The 24,705-nt window shown below is 54.1% G+C and carries 21 protein-coding genes and 1 tRNA gene; 17 read left to right on the top strand and 5 right to left on the bottom strand.

The genetic code is table 11. From position 1 onward, the window contains the following. Nucleotides 1-293: 293 nt before the first annotated feature. The 10 genes from VFX97_03645 (at nt 294) to VFX97_03600 (ending at nt 10,808) form a co-directional block, all read left to right on the top strand. Complete coding sequence (locus VFX97_03645; protein ID HEX5702293.1) at nt 294-611, top strand: hypothetical protein; 318 nt, start codon at nt 294-296, stop codon at nt 609-611. Between the two features lie 41 nt (nt 612-652). Further along, nucleotides 653-1,693 carry a radical SAM protein gene (locus VFX97_03640; protein ID HEX5702292.1) on the top strand — a complete coding sequence of 347 codons (1,041 nt, stop codon included), beginning with the start codon at nt 653-655 and terminating at the stop codon, nt 1,691-1,693. A gap of 222 nt (nt 1,694-1,915) precedes the next feature. Beyond that, nucleotides 1,916-2,965, top strand: coding sequence for an SMP-30/gluconolactonase/LRE family protein (locus tag VFX97_03635; protein HEX5702291.1), 1,050 nt, complete (start codon nt 1,916-1,918; stop codon nt 2,963-2,965). Between the two features lie 296 nt (nt 2,966-3,261). Then, nucleotides 3,262-4,518, top strand: coding sequence for a PPC domain-containing protein (locus VFX97_03630; protein ID HEX5702290.1), 1,257 nt, complete (start codon nt 3,262-3,264; stop codon nt 4,516-4,518). A gap of 159 nt (nt 4,519-4,677) precedes the next feature. Further along, a complete protein-coding gene (locus VFX97_03625; protein ID HEX5702289.1) occupies nt 4,678-5,352 on the top strand; it encodes an MOSC domain-containing protein in 675 nt (224 codons plus the stop codon). Nucleotides 5,353-5,949: 597 nt separating this feature from the next. Next, on the top strand, nt 5,950-6,957 hold the full coding sequence (gene gap, locus VFX97_03620; GenBank protein HEX5702288.1) for a type I glyceraldehyde-3-phosphate dehydrogenase: 1,008 nt from the start codon (nt 5,950-5,952) through the stop codon (nt 6,955-6,957). A 158-nt stretch (nt 6,958-7,115) separates the two neighbouring features. Continuing rightward, nucleotides 7,116-8,378 (top strand): phosphoglycerate kinase, encoded by a 1,263-nt coding sequence (locus VFX97_03615; protein ID HEX5702287.1) that lies wholly within the window; start codon nt 7,116-7,118, stop codon nt 8,376-8,378. 1,086 nt (nt 8,379-9,464) lie between these two features. Continuing rightward, a complete protein-coding gene (gene tpiA / locus VFX97_03610; protein HEX5702286.1) occupies nt 9,465-10,223 on the top strand; it encodes a triose-phosphate isomerase in 759 nt (252 codons plus the stop codon). An 82-nt stretch (nt 10,224-10,305) separates the two neighbouring features. Continuing rightward, nucleotides 10,306-10,674 carry a preprotein translocase subunit SecG gene (gene secG / locus VFX97_03605; protein ID HEX5702285.1) on the top strand — a complete coding sequence of 123 codons (369 nt, stop codon included), beginning with the start codon at nt 10,306-10,308 and terminating at the stop codon, nt 10,672-10,674. Between the two features lie 49 nt (nt 10,675-10,723). Continuing rightward, a tRNA-Leu gene (locus VFX97_03600) sits at nt 10,724-10,808 on the top strand. Between the two features lie 180 nt (nt 10,809-10,988). Here VFX97_03600 and VFX97_03595 read toward each other — a convergent pair. The 4 genes from VFX97_03595 to VFX97_03580 form a co-directional block, all read right to left on the bottom strand. Beyond that, nucleotides 10,989-11,201 (bottom strand): DUF3892 domain-containing protein, encoded by a 213-nt coding sequence (locus VFX97_03595; protein HEX5702284.1) that lies wholly within the window; start codon nt 11,199-11,201, stop codon nt 10,989-10,991. Nucleotides 11,202-12,048: 847 nt separating this feature from the next. Beyond that, the gene (locus VFX97_03590) at nt 12,049-12,207 is read right to left on the bottom strand and encodes a hypothetical protein (protein ID HEX5702283.1); all 159 of its coding nucleotides are present in this window, start codon (nt 12,205-12,207) and stop codon (nt 12,049-12,051) included. A gap of 205 nt (nt 12,208-12,412) precedes the next feature. Beyond that, nucleotides 12,413-15,136: a CHAT domain-containing protein gene (locus VFX97_03585; GenBank protein ID HEX5702282.1), complete on the bottom strand. Its 2,724-nt coding sequence runs from the start codon at nt 15,134-15,136 to the stop codon at nt 12,413-12,415. A 190-nt stretch (nt 15,137-15,326) separates the two neighbouring features. Beyond that, on the bottom strand, nt 15,327-15,905 hold the full coding sequence (locus VFX97_03580) for an ECF-type sigma factor (GenBank protein HEX5702281.1): 579 nt from the start codon (nt 15,903-15,905) through the stop codon (nt 15,327-15,329). A 243-nt stretch (nt 15,906-16,148) separates the two neighbouring features. Here VFX97_03580 and VFX97_03575 point away from each other — a divergent pair, with 243 nt between their 5' ends. From VFX97_03575 to VFX97_03555, 5 genes are all read left to right on the top strand, one after another. Continuing rightward, a complete protein-coding gene (locus VFX97_03575) occupies nt 16,149-17,933 on the top strand; it encodes a serine/threonine-protein kinase (GenBank protein HEX5702280.1) in 1,785 nt (594 codons plus the stop codon). A 15-nt stretch (nt 17,934-17,948) separates the two neighbouring features. Beyond that, entirely contained in the window at nt 17,949-18,860 is a 912-nt protein-coding gene (locus VFX97_03570; protein ID HEX5702279.1) for a hypothetical protein, read from the top strand. A gap of 139 nt (nt 18,861-18,999) precedes the next feature. Beyond that, entirely contained in the window at nt 19,000-20,445 is a 1,446-nt protein-coding gene (locus tag VFX97_03565) for a tetratricopeptide repeat protein (protein ID HEX5702278.1), read from the top strand. A gap of 144 nt (nt 20,446-20,589) precedes the next feature. Continuing rightward, nucleotides 20,590-21,315: a CHAT domain-containing protein gene (locus tag VFX97_03560; protein HEX5702277.1), complete on the top strand. Its 726-nt coding sequence runs from the start codon at nt 20,590-20,592 to the stop codon at nt 21,313-21,315. Next, nucleotides 21,227-21,694 carry a CHAT domain-containing protein gene (locus VFX97_03555; GenBank protein HEX5702276.1) on the top strand — a complete coding sequence of 156 codons (468 nt, stop codon included), beginning with the start codon at nt 21,227-21,229 and terminating at the stop codon, nt 21,692-21,694. Before VFX97_03560 ends, VFX97_03555 begins: the two co-directional genes overlap by 89 nt. 148 nt (nt 21,695-21,842) lie before the next feature. On the opposite strand, the gene VFX97_03550 is transcribed toward VFX97_03555, so the two are convergent. Next, complete coding sequence (locus VFX97_03550; protein ID HEX5702275.1) at nt 21,843-22,967, bottom strand: transcriptional regulator; 1,125 nt, start codon at nt 22,965-22,967, stop codon at nt 21,843-21,845. Between the two features lie 324 nt (nt 22,968-23,291). On the opposite strand from VFX97_03550, the gene VFX97_03545 reads away from it, so the two are divergent. Together VFX97_03545 and VFX97_03540 are read left to right on the top strand one after the other, a co-directional pair. After that, a complete protein-coding gene (locus VFX97_03545) occupies nt 23,292-24,338 on the top strand; it encodes a CHAT domain-containing protein (protein ID HEX5702274.1) in 1,047 nt (348 codons plus the stop codon). Nucleotides 24,339-24,464: 126 nt separating this feature from the next. After that, nucleotides 24,465-24,659 carry a hypothetical protein gene (locus VFX97_03540; GenBank protein ID HEX5702273.1) on the top strand — a complete coding sequence of 65 codons (195 nt, stop codon included), beginning with the start codon at nt 24,465-24,467 and terminating at the stop codon, nt 24,657-24,659. Nucleotides 24,660-24,705: the final 46 nt, after the last annotated feature.

The following is a 24,705-nucleotide window of genomic DNA, read 5'->3' as shown; positions in this document are numbered from 1 at the left end:
CCCGCCTTCATCTCAGCCACCCTCTTGCCCCCAACAGAGGAGAGTCTTGTTTTGGCATTTCGGGTATCCAACTTCGAATTTCGTCGCGTTGGCGCTCGAACTAGACCGGGAGCATACCAAGGGACGCTTAACGCCTTTTCCTGAACAAAACCGGTACGTTCTCAATGCCTTAATCTCGCTATCCGACAGTATTGGTTGCTGTCTGATAACGGTCACAAGCCCGTATAGCTCACTTGAGCAAAGAGGGAGTGAAGGCAAAATCGCCCAAGGACACTTGAGGAAAAGGAGAGAATATGCCGATAAACGCAAGAGACCTGCAGGTAAAGCTGTCGAAGCGCCTGGCCAATTACAAAATTAAGGATGCGACCATAAAAGAAATTGCAGGCCGCGTGATGGTGGAGGGGATGACGATCACCAGATTCGATGTCTGCATCTATGGTATCTGCATCGATTACTACACCACTAAGCCGCCCAGACTGGATCCCTGGTTTGAAAAAGCGGGTCCCTCGCGCTGGGAAGTATTTCCCTACGGCATTATTGACTGGGACTACTGGCACGTTAAGGCCGATTTTAATGTCGACGAACTTGCCGATGCCCGGTTTGGTCGCTGATGCCGGCAGTCGCTACACGCTCGGAAATGCGGTCCGGCTTTTTGCCGGATCGCATTATCCATCTACATCCCACGCGGCTGTGTAACCTCGCGTGTCTCCACTGCTATTCCGAGTCGGGGCCAAAGGAAAAAGCTGCGCTGGATGTCGACTCGCTGCTCCGTGCGCTGCCCTTGCTCAAGGCCGAGGGCTATAACGTCATAAGTATCTCCGGTGGGGAGCCGCTGGTCTATGCGCCTTTGCTGCCTTTGGTTGATGAAGCCCACGCGAAAGGCTTCCGGGTCAATCTGATCACCAATGGTCTGTTCGCAGACAAGCGCATGGATGAGGTTTCGTCGCGAGTGGATGGAATAGCAATCAGTTTTGATGGACTCGCTCCGACCCACAACCGCTTACGTGGCCGCGCCGATGCTTTTGAACGTTCCTCGGCCGCGCTTGCACGTCTTGCTGATAGCGGGCGACCAGTCGCGGCTGCGATATCACTGACGCGAGACGCACTGCCCGATCTGCCCGACCTCGCCGAGCACCTGGTAGGCGTGGGTGCGAAGGCGTTACAAGTGCGACCGGTCGCACTCGCCGGACGCGCACGGACAATGCAAGACCTTTCTTCCTTCACCGCTACGGATGAATTGCGGATGTACTTGATTGTTTTAGCTTTGCAAGAGGAACTGGCAGATCAGGCGACGGTGCATTGCGATTTGGCTCCGGCGCGAGGCCTTTGGCAGCAACGCGATGCATATGCAGCGTTGCTCGCAATGTGCACTCGACCCGGAAGCGCGGAGGAAGAGCCGGAACGATTGCTGGCCGATTTGGTGAATCCTCTTGTCATCACCGAGAGCGGTACGCTCAAACCGATCGCTTACGACTTTAACCCATGCTTTGATGTGGCAGCGATCGAAACACTTTCAAGCGCACAACTGTCAGAGTACAAACGGCAGAGGTTGCCCGACTTCCGGATGCTGATCGGCGGGGCGCTCGCCCGGCTCGAAGGTGAGGAGGGACTGGTGGACTGGTTTGATTATTGCGCCCGCCTCAGCGAGAAAGTGCAAGCGACGACTGCAGCGCGACCCAATGGTAACGGCTAAGAAGCTCCGCACTCTTTGTCGTGGCGTATGGTTCGCAGAATCACGTATCAGCAACGAATGAAAAAAATCTATATTCAGCTTGCGGTGATGTGTTAGCTGTTAGCAAATTGAATTAAAAGGAGGTGATCGGGATGAGTTGTCGAACTTAGCCCTGTTCGCTGATTGTGACCCTCACACAACACTGACGGTTAATATTCAAAGAACCCCTGGAGGATAATTTAAATGAAACGGACTATCTCTCTTTATTTTGCGACCGCGCTACTTGCGCTCGTCGTAACCCCAACCGCCATCCTTGCCCAGAGTTTAGGTGATTCAAAAGTGGTCGCCCCGGTTCCATTGCCCGGCTATCCGGAGGGCATCGCCACGCGCGGTAACAGCTTCTACGTTTCCGGGCCCGCGACGTTTGGGTCGCCCCTCGGCTCAGCATATGTGTATGCCTACGATCTCAAGACGGGTGCGTTCGAAGCCAGCTATCCCATCACCATCACCAACCCATTCGCGGGAATGAGCGCTGCATCGTGCGCCGCCTTCGGACCCGACGGTAAGCTCTACGTGATCGAGCCTTTCGTCGGCGTGATCCGCATGGACCTTAATCCCGGTAACACGCAGTCTCTGTATGCGACGTTTCCTCCTCCAGCGGTTCCCGGGCAGTCCCTGCCCAACGACCTTGCGTTCGACAATGCCGGCAACCTCTACGTGACTGACTCGTTTGCGGCGGCGATTTACCGCATCCCGGCCGGAGGCGGCGCGGCAACGGTGTGGTTCACGGACTCACGTCTGGCGGGCGACCCTAACGTGCCCTTTGGCGTAAATGGCATTCGCATGGACGAGAACTATGACAATGTTTATGTGTCGGTGACTGCCGAGAACGGCACCCTGGACGGCGTGATCTACCGTCTGCCTCTGGCTGCCCCTACCGCGCTGAACCTGGACGAGTTTTATCGCTATCCGTTCTTCCCGACATTTCAACTCGCAGGCCCGGATGGGATCGCGTTCGGCAGATCAGGAAAATTGTATGTCGCCCTGGCGGGTACAAGCCAAATCTCCGTGCTACTTCCTGATGGTACAGAGGAAGCGCGTTACTCAGGGCCGGCCGACAACCCCGGCGGGACTCCGGATCCGATGCCCTGGACCAACCCGGCCAACATCGCTTTCGACAAACATACCGGTTCGTTGCTGGTGACCAACCATGCCAGCCTCGTGCCCTTCAATCCGACCCTGTTTTGCGTCTTCGACGTCTTCGTAGACGACAAGGCCCAGCCGCTGCCTTAATCGATCGAAAGAGTGATCGAAGCGCACGCCGATCGGCTCGCAAGCAATCCTCCCGCGCAGTTCCTTCATGGTTCTGCGCGGGAAGGATCTTCAGTTATTGATCGAGCGAGCGCCCGCCTTCGCGTGAGCAAAAGCGGTGAAGACTACTCGATGTGACAAGGCTAAGTCGGTATGGCATTGGCGGTGATCGAGCGTTGCTTGATTTGCAGCAAAGGTTGAATATAATCGCCGCGCCCGAGAGACCATGCTTCACTTGATCCGCAGTCGGTGCCGCCAGGTACCAAAAGGAGAATCATATGCCTGAAGACGACGAGAAACTTGGTCCACTCCCAATGCGCGTACAAGCAGCGCCGGGGTCCGAAGCAGAGTTTCGCCATTTCTGGGCTGCGCAGCGGCGCAGCGGCCACAGCCCTCGCCGAGAAGCGCTAGCGCCTGGCGTTACCGCTTCACCGAAGGATGATTTGATATTCCGCGGTGGCAAGACCCTTCCGCAGATGGGCTATCAAAACATCTATTTGGGGCGGGCCAAGGACTTCGCGTCCGGTGACATCGAGGCGATTGACGATGCGACCACGCGCGTGATGCGCGATGAACAACTCAAGGAGATCGTACAGCAATACTTCCCTGGCAAGCCAGTGTCCTATGACGTCGCTCCGTCGGTGATTCTGAATGAATCCAGGCCCAATGAGATGGGGGAGCGAGACGTTCAGAACAAGATTATCGACTTGTTTGATCGGAACCTCATTCTTGCCACCGACCATGACCGCACGATCTTCAATTTGATCCTTCCGCCCGACACAATTTTGACGCTTGACGGCTCGAGCTCTCGGGACGGGTTGGGTGGCTATCACGGCTCGGTCCATTTCAATCGCAACGGCCAGTCACGGACGCTTTACTACTCGGCGAACGTCTATTCCGCCATCCGCGCGGGCAAGCGGAATGGCATCCCGTTTTTCAGCAAGCCGTGGAAGAACGTGGTGTGCACGCTATACCACGAGTTGATCGAATCCCAGACAGATCCAGATGTCGGTGACGCCATTCGCCAGGGGGATGGACGCTTCGTTGGGTACAGCTCGAACCGGGGCATGGAAATCGGTGATCAACCCATCGCGGCTAACACTCTGGACCGGGTCTTCAAAGAAGTGCTCACGCATCCCGGCCCGAAACCAACACCGGTCCAATTCATGTATTCCAATGAAGTCCACGGCGCGGCAGGGCCGGATGAAAAACCGGCAGACGAATTGAAGATCGACGGGGCAGCGGTGCAGGGAAACATCAGCAACGGCGGCGAACGCGACCGTTATACGATCAAAGTGAATACTGCCGGCACGTACGCGATTGAAACCTCCGGCCCGACCGATACGTTCGTCAGTCTTTTCGGACCGAATAACGAGTCAATACTGATCGCGGAAGATGACGATAGCGGAGCGGGCAACCTGTCGCTGTTGACTCAGCAGCTATTACCTGGAAAATACTTCGTACGGGTTCGTCATTTTAGTCCTTCAAGTACGGGTCCCTACGGTATCGCTGTTCGAAAAGTCGCTAGCCCGTAAGCCGCGACCAACAAATCTTGGTATACGGTTCGCGGAAACAGCTAGGCCATTCGGTAAAGTCCTGACGCCAGACGTCTAAATCATCACAGTAACAGTTTGTTATAAAGTCACATGACCTTAGGGCGTATTAGTGCCATCCTTCGTTATCCGGTTAAGTCAATGGCAGGCGAAATGCTGGATGTTGCCAGTGTTGGTTGGCATGGCATTGAAGGCGATCGCCGGATGGCTTTTCGGCGACTCAATGACAAAAGTAATTTCCCCTGGCTGACCGCCAGCAAACTGCCGGAGTTGATTCTTTATAAGCCTTTCGGACTCGACGGCGACAACGCTGCACAACTTCCGACGCACGTTCGTACACCGGACGGAAAAGAGTACGAACTCGGAAGTGACGAACTACGCAAGGACATTTCTTCGCGCTATGGCAGCGATGTCGAATTAATGAATCTCAAGGCCGGCATTTTCGACGAAGCGTCGATTTCGGTAATCACGACGACCACCGTGCAATGCATCGAACGCGAATCAGGCCGGCAGCTCGACCTGCGCCGATTTCGCCCAAACGTCGTGATCGAAACCGACAGTGCTGAACCGTTTGCGGAAGACCGATGGGTGGGCCAGACACTGACTTTTGGTGAAGGTGACAACTCCGCCGCCGTCAAGATTTATATGAAGGATGAGCGATGCCGGATGGTGAACCTTGATCCGGACACAGCCGAGCGAGATGTTCAAGTGATGAGGACTGTTGTGCGGCTGAACAAGAACTACGCCGGCGGTTACGGTACGGTGGTCAGAGCGGGCGAGCTTCGTGTCGGTCAATCCGTGACCTTGGGAGAGTAAGTGTCCTCATTCGCCTTCGCTCTGTGTCTCTGTGAAAAGCTCCGTGTCTCTGTGGTAAGTCTCTGTTTAGACATTTTTACCGCGCGTCGCGGCTTTGTCCAAAAAGCCGAGTTAGCGAACAAACTCGTCGAGCTGCGTAGCAGCGGTCTTAGCTAAGCCCAAGGCGAGGCTTTGCGAGCCTTGGGAAACCATGCCCGTATAGACCAGCGGAGCCCGCGAAGGGGGCGACATCTTTGGAGTGTGGCGACTAGTCTGCGCACTCGAAAATTTGTCGCCGCTCCGCGGCTCCTACAAATTTTATTAACCATCGTAACCCAAGGCTCGCAAAACCTCGCCTTGGGCTTAAATACATCCGCTGCTTTGCAGCTTCGTTGAATATTGTCAGCCAGATCTGAAGTGATCAGCGATCAATCAAGCATTAGCGTCCTAAGACTTTTGGGCGACACTTGTTCAATCAGTAAACGAACACGCGCTTGACACTCAATGGCGCGCGCATTATCTTCCAATTTCTTTCTAAGTTCAGCCTCTTCAGTTCATCGTTAGGCAGCAAACCTGCGGCTGAAGTGTGCAAATCGCAAAGCTTCCGGAGGACAGGGAATGGCAGTTAAAGTTGGCATCAACGGGTTTGGACGCATCGGCCGCAACATCTTTCGCACGGCCCTGGGCGACAAAGACATCGACTTCGTCGCCGTCAACGACATCACCGATACAAAGACTTTGGCGCACCTGCTGAAATACGATTCAGTGCTCGGGAATCTCGAACATGACATCAAGGCGTCGGAAAAGGGAATCACCGTCGAAGGCGAAGAGTTCCAGGTGTTTTCCGAACGAGATCCTTCGTTGATTCCGTGGGAATCGGTTGGCGCTGAAATCGTCATTGAATCCACCGGACGCTTTACCAAAGCCGAAGACGCCAAGAAACACCTGCGCGGCAGCGTCAAGAAAGTGATTATCTCGGCGCCCGCGAAAAATGAAGACATCACAATCGTGCTCGGCGTGAACGAGGACAATTACGACCCGGCCGCGCACCATGTCATTTCCAACGCGTCGTGCACGACGAATTGCCTGGCGCCCGTCGCGAAGGTAATCCACGAAAAGTTCGGCATCCGCAACGCGCAGATGACCACGATTCACTCGTACACAAACGATCAGCAACTGCTCGACTTGCCGCACAGCGACTTAAGACGTGCGCGCGCTGCGGCGCTGAACATGATTCCGACTTCGACGGGGGCGGCGAAAGCGGTTGCGCTCGTATTGCCGGAACTAAAAGGCAAGTTTGATGGCATTAGTGTCCGCGTACCGACGCCGAACGTTTCGCTCGTGGACGTGGTTATCTCTGTCGAAAAGGAAACGACGACCGAAGAAGTGAACAAAGCGCTCAAGGACGCCGCGAACGAAGAGTTGGCCGGAATCTTGAGCTTCTCTGAAGAGCCGCTCGTGTCCTCAGACTTCAAACAGAATTCAAACTCCTCGATCGTCGATTCCGAATACACGAAAGTGATCGGTGGCAACATGATCAAGATCCTTTCCTGGTACGACAACGAGTGGGGTTACTCCTGCCGCGTGCGCGACCTGATCAAGTACATTGCTGGAAAAGGACTCTGAAGACCGTCCGTAGTCAGTTGCCAGTGGTTCAATGCGGTGCTTTGTACTTTGTGCTTCGTGCTTTGACCTCGTCGCGCAGCAGCCAACTTCAATCGAAAAGGTAATCTGGGAAACAAATCAAAGTACAAAGAACAAAGTAGAACACCTGACTACTGACAATGACTAAATTGTCCATCCGCGACCTCGACCTCAACGGCAAGCGCGTCTTCATCCGAGTCGATTTTAACGTCCCCATCAAAGACGGTAGGTGTGACGACGACACGCGCATTCGTGCGGCGTTACCCACCATCAACTACGCGATCGAACACGGCGCGCGCGTGATTCTCGCGTCGCACCTGGGCCGGCCCAAAGGTCAACGCGTCGATAAGTACAGCTTGCGGCCCGCGCACGAAAAACTTCAGGAACTGCTGGGAACGCCGTCAACCGAAGTCGCAATAGCCAGCCCAATCGGCTCCGAGAGTGGCAGCCGCTCAATCACTTTTGCGCCGGACTGCATCGGCGAAGAAGTCCGGAAAATGACCGAGCAAATGAAGGACGGCGACGTGCTGCTGCTCGAAAATCTTCGTTTCCATCCCGAAGAAGAAAAGAATGATGAAGCCTTCGCGAAAGAACTAGCCTCACTTTGCGATCTCTACGTCAATGATGCATTCGGCGCGGCGCATCGCGCGCACGCGTCCACGGCCGGTATCACAAAGTTCGTTGAGAAAGCGGCAGCTGGTCTGCTGATGGAAAAAGAACTTGAGTATCTAGGCCGCGTAATTGAGAATCCTGAGCATCCGTTCGCTGCGATCCTCGGTGGCGCAAAAGTCTCGGACAAAATTCCAGTAATTGACGCGCTTATCGGACGCAAAGTCGATCGGTTGTTAATTGGCGGCGCGATGGCTTACACGTTTTTAAAGGCTGAAGGCTTCACCGTCGGAAAGTCGCTCGTGGAAAATGATCAGCTTCACACTGCATCGGAGATCAAACAGCGATGCGAACAGTCTGGCGTGCAGCTGCTTCTGCCCACGGATCATCAAGTGGTCGACAGCTACGAGCCGGTGAAGGGAAGCGCGATTGTGGCGAAGACGATCCCGATTGAATTTACGAATGCGGGACACGCGGGCATGGACATCGGCGTGGAAACGGTGATGCACTTTTCGCAGGCTTTGAAAGATGCGACGACGATCATTTGGAACGGTCCGATGGGCGTCTTCGAAGAGCCGCCATTCGACCAGGGCACAATCGGAATCGCGCGCGCGGTCGCCGAAGCTGCGGATGGCGGCGCGATTGTGATTGTCGGCGGGGGTGACTCTGTCGCGGCGGTGACAAAAGCCGGCGTCGCCGATCGCATCACACACATTTCCACCGGCGGCGGAGCCACGCTGGAATTTCTTTCCGGAGACGAGCTGCCCGGCGTCAGTTCGCTGACTGATAAGTAGTGCCGTGATCGACGGCCCCGGCTCAAGCCAAAAGCCAAGTTTGTAAGTCTGCTAAAGAGCGAGGCGTAAACACATCGCCCGCATGTACTTTACTGGTAGCAGCGAATTCGAAACGTGTTCCGGTCGCGTTCGAGGCGGCTAATCTCGATTGTCGAAGTCCCGCGGGGACATATTTTCTCATCGTCCCACCAGTTTTGGCCACGTCCCGGCCTGTCGGACCAACGCACATGTGCGGCCGCGAAGTGGACCACGGTGCCATTATTCACCCTATCGAACAAGGGGTGGTTATACGGATCGGGCACTAAAATGTTAGGCCAGCCAATGTGCAACACGTCCCGTCTGTCAAAATCGAAGATCTCAGTCAACAACGTCGGTCGGATCAAAAACCGCTGATTGTTGCCATTGTGACAGGCGAATTGCTGCAGCCTTCTGCCCGCTTGTGTATCCCCCTCTTCGATATCCAGGCACAGAGTGGGGGCTAGTCTTGGGTGAATTTTGTATGACCCCGCACCAGTCGCTCTCAGCTCAAAGTGCTGATTAGTTTGCCCGTTGCAAGCGTAGAGCTGAAGACGCTCTCCTGAGGTTCGAGATCCCGAAGGCACATCAAGGCAACGCCGCCTCGCTTCGATGGTAAAAAATTGAGTATTGGAAACCGGTCGGGCGTAGAACCACATCGCTTCCTCAGACCGACACGGTTGTTGGACCACGCGCCAGATGCCGCGGCCGTGTTCTGAAACACTCATGCAAAGACCGCTGCTGACAACTCGCATGGATGAGCCGACGTTACCCGGGGTGACGTTGGCTTGCACATGGGGGACGTTGGCTTCCGCGTTTGAACCCCCAGCACAGAGAGACAGGAACATAACCAGTTTGAAGGCCCAGTGAGAATTGAATCGATTCATGGGAATCTCCTTTTTTAGTGAGGTTAAAAAGCCAGAAATGGGCCCCCTTTTGAATCAACATTAGTTCCTAAAGTTGATGACAAGAACACTGAATGTATTTCGTGAAGAGCGGTCTCTAATGGCTGGCTGCTTCGCCTGGCCCCCGGGCTTTGCTACTATCGAAACTCATTTTGACACTTAAACAATGCGTAAACCTGTCATTGCTGGAAACTGGAAGATGTACAAGACGGTCGCCGACTCAGTGGCGACGGCCGTCGCTTTGAAACCTTTGGTCGCTAACGCGAATCACTGTGAAGTGGTTATCGCGCCAGTGTTCCCGGCGTTGAAATCTGTCGCTGATCGTCTGGAGGGTTCGAACATTCGCGTCTCGGCGCAGAATTGTTCGACGGAACACAACGAAGGCGCCTTTACGGGTGAAGTAGCGGCCTTCATGGTGCGCGACGCCGGCTGCTCGCACGTGATTGTGGGCCATTCGGAACGTCGCCAATACTTTCTCGAGACGGATCAAATCGTCAGCAAGAAAGCCCAGGCCGGACTCGCCGCGGGCCTGACCGCGATCGTGTGTGTCGGCGAAACGCTCGATCAGCGCGATGCGGGCAAGGCTCTTGATGTGGTGAAAGAGCAGCTAACCGGCAGTTTGAGCGGGTTGACAGCCTCAGACCTCGACCGTATCATCGTTGCTTACGAACCTGTCTGGGCCATTGGTACTGGACGCACCGCGACGCCGGAGCAAGCGCAGGAAATGCACGCGTTTATCCGGCGCGTTTTTACGGAAGGACACTCGCCGGCCGCGGCGGAAAACCTGCGGATTTTGTACGGCGGATCAGTCAAACCGGACAACATCACGGGCTTGATGAAACAGCCTGATATTGATGGCGCCCTCGTCGGCGGTGCGAGTTTGAAGGCCGAGAGCTTCGCTGAGATTGTGAATTACCTAAAGTAGAATCGTGAATAGTTAATCGTAAATAGACGAACGCAGGGTAGGGCACTTCTATTTACCATTCACGATTTACGATTAACTAATTATGATCGCTTACGTTTTATACGGATTATTCATTCTGGCGTGCGTTGTTTTGATCCTCGTCATCTTGCTGCAACCAGGCAAGGCCGATGCGGGCGCATTGTTCACCAGCTCAGTTTCGAGCACGGCGTTCGGACCGCGCGGCACGGCAAGCTTGCTGGCAAAGATTACGATCGGCGCGGCGTCGGCCTTTATGCTGATTGCATTGATGCTTTCGCTGCCGTGGCTCACGGGCACGAGTTCGGTTTTGCAGTCCGGTGTAACGGATGCTCCCGTGACGACGCCGACGCCCGTAGCCTCGCCAACGACAGCGGCGCCGACCCCGACTCCGTTTTCAACTGTCATCACGCCTTCGCCGCAACCGAGCAAGTAGAACTCTGAACTCGATTCGGCGTTGCTGTTTGATAATCCTGCCTGAACGAGCCGAAGTGGCGGAACTGGTAGACGCGCACGTTTGAGGGGCGTGTGAGGTAACTCGTGGGGGTTCGAGTCCCCCCTTCGGCACCATCCTTTTCATGTTCCTTAGCAAAACCGCATCGTTTTAAAATTAGGGTCCTCTTAGTGCCCACTGTTGTCACCCTTTTCCTCGCAGTGATGTGCGAATAGTGTGTAAAGACCCAACGGTGCAACATGGAATGGCAGCTATGTCGCAGGCACACCTTTATCAGCTACAGTCGTCTTGTAGAGCTAATCATTAACGTTATTTCTGGTTTTGGAGTCCGGTTTGCCGCGAACGTACTCGACGCCGTTTCTTTCATAGATTCCAAAGTTCGGATGCTTACCGTCTTTAACTTCTCGGACGATAGTGCGACGAGCAATGTGGGAGCCACGTCCAGGTATTGTGTATGAGTCGTTCTCACCATTTTCACCGTCGTTGTTGCCTTTAATTGTGTCTGCCATGACTGCTCCTTTCGTTTGCAACTGAACTCTTTCACTTCTCACAGGCGATTCCATTACCGTCTCGGTCTAGCCCGTAGATGTCTGTTCCGATGACCCGGATAGGCCCTCGCACGTAAGCTGGTCCATTGCCGCCGCCGCCAGCGCAGTCAACGTCGCTGGCAATAGGAACGCAGGGAGAATAGTTGGGATCGCAATTAGAGGCCTTTTCACTTGCCTGATTCGACGATGACAACGCATCAGGACTACTTCGGGTCATGGGACTCGAAACCGTTGGCGGCCCTTTGCCTTGACGCTCGGTCTCAGACTTAGGGCCGTAGCAGCCGGCAGTTAGAAGGGAAAATAAAGCAAGAGCTAGAGGGACTGTCTTCATAACCCGCAAAAAAAGGGCTCGGAATTGTTGCTTTAATGCAAACTGCGCCAACTAACTAGCTCGTGTGGCAAGCGTTGCAGCAGTAGAAGCAACCATTACAGTGGCTGTAATACTCTTTCGCCTTCGTTACCGCGGGGCGGCAGCTAGAATACTCTCCCAAGTAGACTCGATTTTCAGACTCGGGAAAAAACGAACAGCGTGGAACGTGAACTTCATGATCCCCGTTAGTCTGAGCATTTTTGTTGACGTAGTATTTTTCCATCGCTAAACCTCCATCCCTTTCTCCCGGTCTTCAAGATATCGATGAATTTGTTCGCGCTAGAACAGAAGCACGCTAGGAAACTTGCAACTTCGCAAGTTGTAAGGTTAAACGTAACCGTGTTAAGGCGCGTCTACCCGATCGATCATAGAGGGCCTACCGGCCCGTGATAGAAGATGGCCTTCCGACTAACGGGCCCGTAGGAAATTAACTTCTATCTATCCGAGCCCAGCACACTCTTTGCAGAGCGGTCGGTCACCAGTACCCTCAACGCGGTTTTCTTTTTCGATGTTGTTTCCCGTGTTGCAGTCGGTGTCGTTGTGGTAAACATACGGGTCATTCGGAAGTTTCGAATGCCACGGACTGGTCTTAGCCATTAGAAATTTGGCCCTTCCTTAGATTTTCGAAAGTCTGACCAGTGACTATGGCGAAAAAGCCATAACGTTACAGTGGCGCCACGTTATTTCGTTTTCTTGACTTCCTGAAGACTCTTAGAAGGTGCTGGGAGTATTTGAGGCTTTTGCGCATTACGGCATCGAGTGAGTAGTCACTGAGGGTTGAAGTCACAGAGTTGAATTCGATTTATCGCCATTCCCCTTGCAAGACAAATGGGGCCCAATAATAGGGTGACGCCCATCGTTTGTCGCTCATCACGGACAATTGTGCAGCCCGAAGAGCCGCGGCGGGCGGCCGGCCTTCCTTTAACATCCCTTGATAAAATCGCACCATCAGTTCAGTCGTTGCGGAGTCGCTCACACCCCAAAGACTTACGACCACCCGTGGTGATCCGGCGTACATGAATCCGCGTGTTAGGCTCACAAGCCCCTCCCCTTTAATGTCTTTACCAATGCCGGTTTCGCACGCACTTAGAACCACCGCCTCGGCCGGAATCTTTAGATTGAAGATCTCATGCGCCAGCAAGAAGCCGTCTTGGGGTTCTCCACGTTCGTTCACCAGAGAGAAAACTAACCCGGACAATTCTGGGTGGACGCTGTTCAAAAGACCGTGGGTGGAAAGATGTACGTAGCGATACTGGGCCAGCTCGGCGCTGGTTGCCGCCTCCCGATTGGCGGTAAAGTCCAGCGCTAGTCGCCGCTCATTTTCGGGAACCATCGCCACGATCTGCTCTGCTTCTCGACGCGTACCGGGCAGACGAGGAATGTCCAATCCACTGGATAAACCTGTATCTTCCTTAGCTTTGATAAGCTGTCGGTCTTTTTTGCTTTCATTGCGCGGCGGTGGGCTCCTGTTTTTCTCTGTCTTAACGCGCTCATCGGTTTTCATAAACACTGGATCGGCCAGCACCGCGACAGTTTTAGGCGCCCGTTCACGTCCCGCGACTTCCTCTCGGATCACTGCCAGTGTTGAGGCGGAGGGCAGATTGACGATCTCGTGATCAGCTATCAAGTTTCTCGGCTCTGTGACAGTTCCTTTTTGATTCCCCCTGGTAGGGCCGTCGGTCCCCACCGGCAACGCGGCAAACGGAATAAAGTGGAGCGCGCCGTCAGCGACAACCACCAATCGCTTCTTGCCCGTGCGTCCCACTTCGGGAACGAGCACCATCCGGCTTAACGATGCGGCAGCCAGGGGGATGGCGGCGTCCGACCTACTGATTCGGACCGCCCGCTGTTCCTTCGTCTCACCTTTCACGTCTGCATTCCGTGCGTTCAAAAGATTGTAAAAGTGGGCGACAGCACTTTCAATATCAGAACGTTTGGCTAACTCGTGGCTGGTGATCGCGGCTGAAGTCACAACCCATACAAAGCTACGCTCCTCACCCAGCGCATACTCCAGCAAGACAGTCTCTTGATCCAGTACCTGCGTCTGAATCTCCCTTACAGTGAGCGGGCGCGGTTGCATCAGCGCAGCATACTGCGGGCTGTTTTGCCGGATCTCTGTTTCGACCTGCTGCAAATCCTTAATCAACGCCTGGATTTCTTCGGCGATCGCCTTGGCTTGTGCCTCTGAGTGCTTTTGCGACACCAAGCTCATTTGTGTTTGGGCTTTCGCGTTGAGCCGGCGCTGAGTCTCCTGTTCGCGCTGTAACAGTGCAGCATCAACGCCTTGGCGTATGTCGGCGTTTGCTTCGTTAAGCGTGTCAAGCAGGGAGCGCGCGCGCGCGCGTTCGGTCGCATGGAGTGCCTTTGCGTTGTAGCCGTCGTTTGGATGCTGCTTGTGCAGACGCATTAGCAGGTCGATGTAGAACTCGTAGTAATCCTGTGCGCCGGCGAAAAACGAGAGACGAAGCTCCGGATTAACTACTTTTGTTCGGATAGACTCGACATTCGCGATGGCAGACTCGATCGCTCTCAAAGAGGCGGCGAGATCTCCACGATCTCGTTCTCCGATAGCGATTTGCTTCAGTGTGAGTGATTCAGCATGGCGGTCACCAATGGCGCGATGGAGCGCAAGCGCCTGATCACAATAGATAAAACCCTTCTTATGATCACGAGCACTAATGTAGCTCATGCAAAGCCCGAAGAGCGCAACGCCCTCGCCGGGGCGATCATGCTCGGATTGAAAGAGAGGCAAAGCTTGCTCGTAATACGAAAGAGCTTTTTGAGTTTCGTGTTCAAAACTGTGGTCCAGGCCCAGCCCTAAAAGCGCAAGAGCCTGTCCGCGAGGAATGCGGAAGGCGCGCGACAATGACAAAAGTTGCTCAAGACCCTCTCGCGCCTTCTCCGGCTGATCCACTACATTCTGACCCATCAGCTTAAAGAGCGGGGCAAGTGCAGGCAGAGCAGTTGTGTCCCTCTCACGCGGCGCGGTGGAGCGGGAGATCGCGAGAACCTTGCTGTAATAAGTGATCAACTCCTCAGGTTTTCCCAGAAGCACATAAAGACTTCCGATCACAGTTAGCGCCATCGCTTCACCCTGCCGCTCGCCCGCGGTGTGAAAGAGCGCCAAAGCCTGGCCCAAATAGTCCAGCCCTTTCTCCATTTCGCCTAACTTGGTATGTATTAGCCCAAGATGAAGCAGGGTGCTGGCCTCCCCTTTCTGCTCGCCGGCAATTCGATAGAGGGGCAGCGACTCCATGTACTTTTCCATCGCCTTTTGATCTTGCCCGACCTGGCTGTAGGCGACGCCAATCATCGTCAACATAACAGCGTCGCCGACAGGCAGGTTAAGGGGGCGAAGCGCTACTCGTGCCGATTCGAACTTTTCAATGGCTTTTGTTAGAGATGCCGGCGAGCCTGCGGCGAACAGATGCAACCCCTCGTTCGCTAGTCGGATAAAAGCATTTTCAGGGGTCTCTTTCGTCGGTTGTGCTGACGGTGTGCCGAGTAACAGAAAGAAAGTTACCAATAGAAAAAGGTATCGGAAAGGAATTGAGCAGTTCGGGGTGAGTGACCTGCTGGGAGATGGTGGACTCATGGCAAATTTCCTCAGCACAAAGGATCTTTTCTTTGCGCCCGATGGTGAGTTGGATTCACATCGCCCGTATGGTTCTGCGAAAGGGGCGGACTCTTAGATCAACCTCCAGACTCGGTGCTTTTCAAGTTTTCGAGGCCGGAATTTCATTTTTCAGCCAGCTGCGTGCGAAATTCCACTCGCGCTCAACCGTGGTCTTTGAGACTCCCATGAGCTTCGCTATTTCGCCGAAGGTAAATCCTCCAAAGTAACGCTGCTCGACAACGGTTGCTTTGCGCGCGTCGAAAGTCGCGAGCTTCATCAGCGCCTCATGCAGGAGTAGCAATTCTTCCGATGCCTTGTCCGTCAACTTATCAGCCTCTGTGATCTCAACCTGGGCCACGCGAGTACCTCCCCTGGTTATTTGCTTTCTGGCGTATTCAACCAGGACTTGACGCATGCGGCGGGCGATGAGCGCGTAGAAGTGTTTTCGATTGTCCCAATTGATCTTGTCTGCCCGTATTAACCGGATAAGCGCCTCATCGACCAGTGCGGTCGTTTGCAGGATATGGCCGGGTCTCTCTTTACGCATATAGGCGTGGGCAATTTTCTTCAGCTCACGGTCTACCAGGGGTATCAGCTTGGCGAGAGCTTCCGAATCGCCCTGGCTCCATGCTTGCAGCAACTTAGTTATTTCATGAGAGTTGAGTGTTTGATCTTTCACATTAAACCGGTGGCAGATTATACATCCAGAACGTTTTAGAAAACGGTGATTTCGTGTTTGATTTATGGGGCTCAGTCTCTGACTAGTAATATCCTGCTACGCTAAAATGAATGGCCAAGCTGCTGTCCAAAACACTATTGCCATCGGAACTAGCCGTGTATAAGATGTCGCCGCGCCGAACCGCTAATAGTCCCGAACGCGAGTTCGCTCGCCGATCAACTTCCCATGACCGGAGATAGTTGAATGGACCCTCACACTTGGGATCGCATTCAAGAGATTTATTACTCAGCCTTGCCGATCCCTCCCGGCCAGCGATGCGATTTCGTTGCGCGAGAGTGTGACTTCGATCCGGTTCTCACAAAACAGGTTTGCTCGCTGCTGAAAGCTGACTCGTCTGCGCAATTTCTCGAAGCGCCGATCTTCAGACTCGGTCTCAGGATTCTGAGCACGGACGATCCCACAGAATTGGATATTTCTGACTCGAATGATGAACTAATCGGTTCGACTATTGATGATCGATACGTGGTCGAGAGACGTCTCGCTAAAGGTGGCATGGCCCGCGTGTATCTGGCGCGCGACCTTACGCTTGATCCGAAGCGCGTGGTGTTGAAAGTCCTGCTGGACGAATCACTGCGTAACGCAGAGATCGTTCGGAAATTCAAGGAGGAGAAAAGGGCTCTCGCCCATGTTGTTCATCCCGGCGTGGTAACCATTTTGGGTGCCGGTGAGTTGCCGGATAAGAAACCTTACCTGGTGATGGAGTATGTGGCCGGCGCTTCTCTGCGCAACTTGATTAACGAAAAGCCCCAGGGTCTTCCGTTCGAACGCGCGGCGTTCATCATCAGAGGCATTGGCTCCGCGCTCAATGCCGTCCACCGCAACGAGATTTATCACCGCGATCTGAAGCCGGAAAACATCATGCTCCAGGACCTCGGAGCCAACGAAGAGCAGGTGAAAGTTGTGGATTTCGGCATTGCGAAAGTCAAAGCGTCGTTGATGGGTCCCACCAATATTGAGGACTCAGTCACGATGGGGACGGTAGCCTACATGTCTCCTGAGCAATTGCACGGTGACAGGGTGTCGGCGCCGAGCGACGTTTATTCGTTTGCCGTGGTCGCTTATGAATTGTTGACCGGCCGACGGCCATTCGTGTTTGAAACGCCGGCTGATTTGTGGGAACTGCAGCGCCAGGGAATCAGGGCCAAACCGACAGCCTTGCGGCCCAAGTTGTCCGAAGAAGCGGAAGCGATCATCCTCAACGGTTTGTCATTTGACCCGGGGGCCCGTTACCACGCGGGTGAATTCGGCAACCGATTGTCCAGCGCGTTACTGGCAAATGCTCCGGCGCACCCAGTCGTCGGCAGAAAACTACGACTAAGAGAGCGGTTTATGATTGCGACCGCTGCCGTTCTGCTCCTGGCAATGGTGACCGGAGTGTACTGGCTGATTTGGCGACCCGGGTTCGGGACCGCGACGAATACTCGTTCGTCGCCGTATCGAACGTTGAGTTACTCATTCACCGTACAAAAGATGCGCGGCGGACAGCTGTACCAGGAGCCTTTTGAATCAGCAGAACCGAACGTTTTCGAAAGCGGCGATAAATTCCGTCTCAACGTTTTCAAGCGACAGGCTGGACATCTCTATGTCTTTAGTCAAGGCCCACCTGAACAAGAGGTCTTTAATATTATTTTTCCTACAAAGGCGGCGAATGATGGGACCGCCCGGTTGGAACAAAATCAGGACTTCCAAACAAATTGGAACACCTTTACCGGCGAAAAGGGAAAAGAACGTTTATGGATTGTGTGGTCGCAGGCTAAGGTCGTGCCGCTGGAAGTCGCAGCCCTCGACGCCTTTAAGAGCCCGGAAGGCGCAGTCACCGATACATCTATTGTGAAGACGCTGAGAGATTTTCTGTCTGAAAACTCGACACCTGAACCGAAAACCACTAAGGACACAGCCAAACAACGAACCAGTGTTTGGGCCAGCGGAAATTTACTGGTCAAACTTGTGGAGTTGGAACATCAATGACTTACGAGGCCAACTATGAAACCACCCTTACATGTGAAATGGTTCGTGATCTTGTTGCTCTCGCTCGCGAGCATTGCAGGCTTACGAGTCGAAGGGTATGTCAGCCCGAGCCAGGACCCGCAACGGAAAATTGTTTCTGACGACTTCATCAAGAGCCGCAGAGAAGTCGACCCGCGCCGCAAGGGAAGATCACGTGGGCAAGTCAGACGTCCCACTTACCGGCTCGTTTCGAATCCCGCCGCTGGCTCACGGCCTCCGCCCGCGAATTTCGAGGAGCTAGGAATTACGATCTGGCGGTTGCGACCGGCGAGGACGGGTGATTCTGGCCGACGCGCTCTCATCCGGGAAAAGAGTAAAGGATCGCTTTGGGCTGCCGAACGAGTCCAAAGCGACGGCACATTTCGAGAGGGCGATTACATTCGTATCAGCGTTGAGTCCCCGCGGGGCGGATACCTCTATGTAGTCGACCGAGACGTTTTGGCCGACGGCTCAACTGGCGAGGCGATGCTAATCTTTCCGTGGGCTGAGGCTGACAACAAACTGGTTCCGGGAAGTCTTATTGATATTCCTGGCCAGGAAGAAGACCCGAACCATTTCACCGCCCGGATCACGCGCCACAACCAGGTCGGCGAGTTGCTGACCTTCATAGTCACCGCCACTCCACTCGATCTCCCGCTGTCTGACAAACCGTTGCATATCGAATCGGGGGAACTTAGCCGATGGGAAAAATTGTGGGGCGGCGTGAGCGAGCGTTACGAAATGGAGGGGGGAGTTGGCCAGGCCTGGACGCAAGAGGAAAAACAAGCCGCCGCGAAGAAGACCCGACAACTAACCCGGGACGATCCCGGTCCGCAGACGATCTATCGCGTCTCGGCGACGAATACAAAGGCCATGCTGGTGAACGTACGGTTGAGCTATGGGAAGTGATTCGCTTATCGCGACTCGGTCCACGCGATTCGAAATCGACGGCTCGGCTTCACGTTGCCGGCAATTCCGCCTTTCTCGCCACCGATTACTCAAGCCTGAATTTCCGCCCGCTCTGCCATTATTCCTTGTAGTTATTGCCTTGGCACAGTCATCAGCCCAGGTGAAAAGTGCCTTCGCCCAACCACAATCGCAACAGTTGTCCGAAGCCAGACGCCTGAACCAGGAAATCGAGCTGCTGTCGAAGGAAGGGAAATATGCGGAGGCAATTCCGCGGGCTGAACGTCTTGTGTTCCTACTGGAGAGAATGTTTGGCACGGACGATATTGCAGTTGCCCGATTGCTGAACAATCTTGCGGGCTTCCATCGACAGGTAGGTAACTATCACCTAGCTGAATTGCGGTATAAGCGATCGCTTGCTATTGCCGAACGCAGACTTGGGCCTACTCACCGAATTGTAGTTTTGTGTCTTGTCAATCTTGCCGGCTTATATCGTTTGATGGGCGACTATGTTCGCACGGAGCAATTCTACAAAAGGGCGCTTAACGTAGCTGAAAGCCCTTCTGCCGATCCATCAAGCCCTGACGTCGCCAGCATCCTGAACAGCCTCGCGGGTTTCTACAGTGAGAGAGGTGACGATGAGCAAGCCGAACAGTTGCTGCGGCGCGCGATAACCATCGCCGAGAGACTCCCACGCGAAGATATGAATCTGGCTACGGCGCTCAACAGTCTGGGTTTTGTCTATGTGAAGAAAATGGATTACCGGGCTGCGAAGACGTATTTCAGACGAGCAATTTCCCTGACAGAAGGACTCGGCGGGGCGTCCAACCGGCACTTGTTGGCAGCCTCGCTAAGCGGTTTAGCCAGAGTCTATGAAGAGGAGGGTGACTTCAAACTGGCCCGACCATTTTATGAAAGTGCGCTCACCATAACGGAAAAGGCCCTGGGTAGCGACGCTATTTCGACTGCGACGTCTCTCAACAATCTTGGACTGCTTCACATGGAGCTGGGTCATAACGCGACGGCGCAACCGCTGCTGGAACGCGCCTTGGCGATTTACGAAAGGCGTTACGGAAAGAACTCGGTTTATGCCGTTTCCCCGCTAATAAATCTCTCAAAGATTTACGAAGCCAGAGGTGAGTTCAATTATGCCGTGAGCCTTCTCGTGCGCGTCTTCAACATACGCGAGAGGACGCTGCGATTAGTCGTAGCTACGGGCTCTGAGCGACAGAAGCGCCTCTATGTCGCAACGCTGTCCCAAGAAACCGACGCTATTGTGTCCCTGATGGTCCAGGCGGGGCCGGGTAATAAGGAGATCGTCGAGCTTGCTCTAACGTCAGTACTGCGGCGCAAGGGACGAGCGCTCGACGTGCTAAGCGGCCAGATTGAAAAGTTGCGCCGGCGCGCAGGCCCTCAGGACGTCGCGCTGCTGGATGAGTTGTCAGTGGCCAAGGGGCAGCTAGCGAACATCATGCTCGACCCTAACCGCGCCGGTGATGAAGACCGGCAAGCCTACGCGTCAACACTGGAAAAGCGAGTCGATGAGCTGGAAGGAAACATCGCAGCTCATAGCGATGAGTTCCGGTAGCAATTACGGCCGGTAACCCTGGAACATCTGGTAACCGCGATACCGCCGGGCGCAGCGCTGGTCGAAATCTTTAGCTATCGACCATTCGACCCGAAAGCCACGACTCAGGCTAAGAAGTTCGGCGATGCGCGATACGTTGCGTTTGTGCTTCGCCGCGAGGGGCATGCATCGTGGGTGGAACTGGGGGATGCACGTGTCATAGACAAACAGGTCAGCCAATTTCGCGCGGCCCTTCAAGATCGCACTAGCCGCAACTCAAAAGAGGTTGGCCGCGCCTTGTATGAGCAAGTCATGCAACCGATTCGCACTCTATTAGGAGACTCGGGCCACATCCTCCTATCGCCCGATGGAGGCCTTAGCCTGATTCCTTTTAGCGCGCTGGTCGATGAACAGAACCATTATTTGATCGAGAAGTATTTGATCACTTACCTGACCAGTGGCCGAGATCTGTTGCGGTCGCTGTCGCCGGGCCAGACTCTCAACCGGCCGCTTGTGATTGCAAATCCTCTCTTTGAGGGCGTTGGAAATGACGACCCTGGCCCTCAGGATTCCTCGGCACTTATGGAACGCGCAATCGATTTCACGAAAATCAAATATTCACCGTTGCCGGGTAGTGCACTTGAGGCGAAGGAAATCGCTGCTGTTCTGACTGATGCAGAAGTTTTGACTGGAGCCGAGGCGACTGAGCGTTTTGTGAAAAGGGCCATCAGGCCGCGCATTTTGCACATAGCTACGCACGGTTTTTTCCTTGAAGATCAAAAGAGTACGAAACCAGGCGAGCGTGGACTTGTTCGCGAGCGCAGCGACCTGTCTTTGGAAAACCCCCCTGTTGCGATCGGGCCTCATTCTGGCGGGGGTGGCGAGACGTAGCAGCGGCCCGGGAGAGGATGGTGTTCTCTCGGCTCTGGAGACAGCGGCACTGGATCTTAGAGGCACGCAACTAGTCGTGCTGTCCGCTTGCGAAACTGGAATCGGCGACGTAAAGATCGGCGATGGTGTCTTTGGTTTGCGGCGGGCGCTCGTGCTCGCAGGCGTGGAGAGCCAAATGATTAGTCTGTGGCAGGTGGATGATAAAGCGACCCGCGAGCTGTTGGTTGACTTTTATACGCGCCTGCAAAGAGGAGAGGGAAGAGGCGAGGCATTGCGGAATGCCGAACTTGCGTTGATGAGAACGGTGGGACGTGAGCATCCGTTCTTCTGGGCAAGTTTCATCGGAGTCGGGGATTGGCGACCTGTTAACCGAAACTAGTGGGAAACAGCCACTTAAGTCGCTAAATATCGTTCTTAGACGGCACGAAATAAAATTAGACCAGCAATTCTATCGCGTCAGAAACTCGCCAAATCTAGTTCGACCCAACTAACGTCTCCGGCCCTCTCTGAAGGTGGGGGCCAGTCTGTCACTGCGCTTTTTGGTACCAGAGGATGCACTCCAATCCGAGGAGAAAATAAAGAAGGAATCGCCATTGCGCTAATTGAATGAACAGACCGCTGTTAGGGTTGGAACGCAGGTTTTCAAATAAATGAGCTGTACCTAACAGGGCGACGCAGAATGTGCCAAGTAAGATTCCCGCCAGCCACCAGGTTTTGAGATAAACGCCGCCAGGACTGGCGTAACGATGCCCTTCCAACCCGGCCCGCCACGTTCCATTCAGCAACTCAGACTCCTTCGCCACGATGAGATGAAATGGCAGCACCACAAACAGCACAACCAGGGGCAGCACATAATAGACACTCTTTAAAAACGCTCCTTGTGCCGGATAGGTCTGAAATAATGCTTTGGTTATCGCATGGTTTGGCAGGAACAGTCCCGAAACCAGGTAGAGCGTCAAGCCCGCGCCGATGAAGACCGACAAAGAAAATAGACTCCCCGATGCTGAGCCTCTTGACGTCCGTCTTAATCCTCCAACCAAACCTATCAAAGATGTTCCCATCACCCACAAAAAGATTAGCGGCGTGATCCTCAAGGCCCGTATTCCGTAGGTCTCATACTCATATGCGACCTCCAGCATGAAAGCGACCGAGTAATAGAGTGCATACAAAACACACGCTGCCAATAAGTGCCAAACATGATTTCTTAAGGGCGACGAAAGCAGCCGGCTGGTCGGATCGAGCGTCGATGGTTGTGAATAACTGACGTTATTCTCAATCTCAATTTTCGTCGCTGCCGAGTCGGTTGGGGATTCGGTTACTTCTTTAACCGGCGAGATAAATCGGTAGCCCAGCTTCGAAACAGTTGCCACGTAGCGAGGCGCAGCGGCGTTGTCACCAAGAGCTTTCCTCACGAGCGATACGTTGTAAGGAATGTTTCCTTCCTCGACGGACACATCTTGCCAGACGACTTTGAGCAGATTGTCCTTCGTCACCAAAGATCCCTGATTCTCGACGAGTACTAAAAGCAGGTCGAAGGCTCTGGGCGGCAGGGAAATGGGAGTGCCATTGGTGACAAGCAGGTACTCATCGGGGTTTAGGACAAACGGGCCGAATTCGTACAAACGACTGACTTGGTTTTGTTTAGCTAACATCAAGCCTTCCTCATAAAACCCTAATCGGATCCAAAGGACTTATTTGAACGTTGCTGCTAAAGGTGGAACGTAGGGCCACGAGCCGCTCATTCTAGCTTAATGAGTTCTGTAGCGTAAGGCCGTCAGATGAGAGTCGGACAGTGCGGCGGAAAATAAATTGGCAATCGGTGAAGGAATCTCAGCGATTCCTACGCCATGCTAAATGAGGAGTAAAAAACTGGCCGATTGAGGCGACGCGATCAAAACACGAAACGCAAGCGAATCATGCTCGAAGCGGCATGACGAGCAGTGGACTGAACCAGAGATCAAAGTGAGGACAGCAGGATGGCGCAAAAAACTCGGATACTTTTCTTATCAGCAAATCCATGGACAACCAGTCGAATACTGGTGGATGAGGAAGCGCGGGAGATCTCTGAAAAACTTCAGCAGGGATCATATCGAGATAAGTTCGAGTTGCTAAAACACGCGGCTACAAGAGTAATCGATCTTCAGCGTCTGCTGCTGATGCACCGACCACATATTGTTCACTTCAGTGCACATGGGAGCAAGCGACACAAAATAATTCTTGGTGGTAGTCGTGGTCGAGGCAAGGAAGTCGATCCCGCTGGTCTGGTCGAATTGTTCGCACTCTACCGAAGCCACGTAAAGCTCGTCTTTCTGAACGCTTGCTTTACCAGAACCCAGGCACAGTCTCTTTGTCAGGTGATCGATTATTCTGTCGGTACCGGAAAGATGATCGGAGATAAAGGCGGCGTAGCTTTTGCCGGCGCATTCTACCGCTCTCTGGGTTTTGGCAAATCGGTTTCGGAAGCATTCCAGTCGGCAAAAGCGGAACTTGCTGTTCTCAAGATCCCAAGATCGAGTGGACTCGAGTTGTTTAAGCGCCCGGATCTGCGCAGCGGCGATTCATTTCCGAAGACAAGAGCCCGCGGGAAGCGCAGGCATTCTGAACGCCAAACTACCAGCCGGACATCGTCAGAGGACCGTTGCATTACCGGCCGTCGCGGAGAGTTGCTCCGCGATGATCCGATCTTCTTGCCATCAACCAGTCTTGTCGGTGCATTGCGCCAGACGCGCGCCAGCGACGGCTCACATTCCGGCGAGCGACGGATTGAAGTGGTGAACTCGGTGCGAACCGAAGTGATCGTAAGTCGACGATCTTCAAAAGCGTCGCTGCAAGAACGGCCACTGCCGGCTTCGAAGACGAAACGAAGACTCGGCGAAGCCAGGCGCGACGCAGCCCGGCGCAGAGGGAAAGAGCGCTCGTCAGTGAGCTTATTGCCGGCTTCCGCAACAGCTACCGTCCACTTGTTACGAGTCGTGAGGACAGAGAGCTTCGACTTAGTCGTGAATAACTTAGCGAAAGAATGATCCGCTTATGTTTGAAACTGGGACGATGCCGGGACGCAGGTGTAAGTTCGTGTGAACGAGATTACACCCGGCTGAGGGGCTATGTGAGTGACTGCGCCACTCACACTTTTTAAAGGAGACACGAAAATGTTAGTTCGACACATTGCAACACGAAGACAGTTCGGCAACTCGGGCTCGACACAGCAAGGTTCGACGAATGGTAAGACCTTCGCGACGAAAGCGCTGGGAACACGCGCCGGAATTATTGAAGATTGGCGCGCTGGAGGCGACAAACGGACCGGACGGAAGCTGAACCGTAATGGCTTTCGCGACGGCCGCTGAGACGTCTGCCTTTCCGCAAATAGCAACAGGGTAGTCCTCAAAAGAG

This window comes from Pyrinomonadaceae bacterium, from assembly GCA_036277115.1.
GTDB lineage: Bacteria > Acidobacteriota > Blastocatellia > Pyrinomonadales > Pyrinomonadaceae > UBA11740.
Note: the sequence above shows the minus strand (reverse complement) of the source record. Positions and strands in the feature narration are given on the sequence as shown.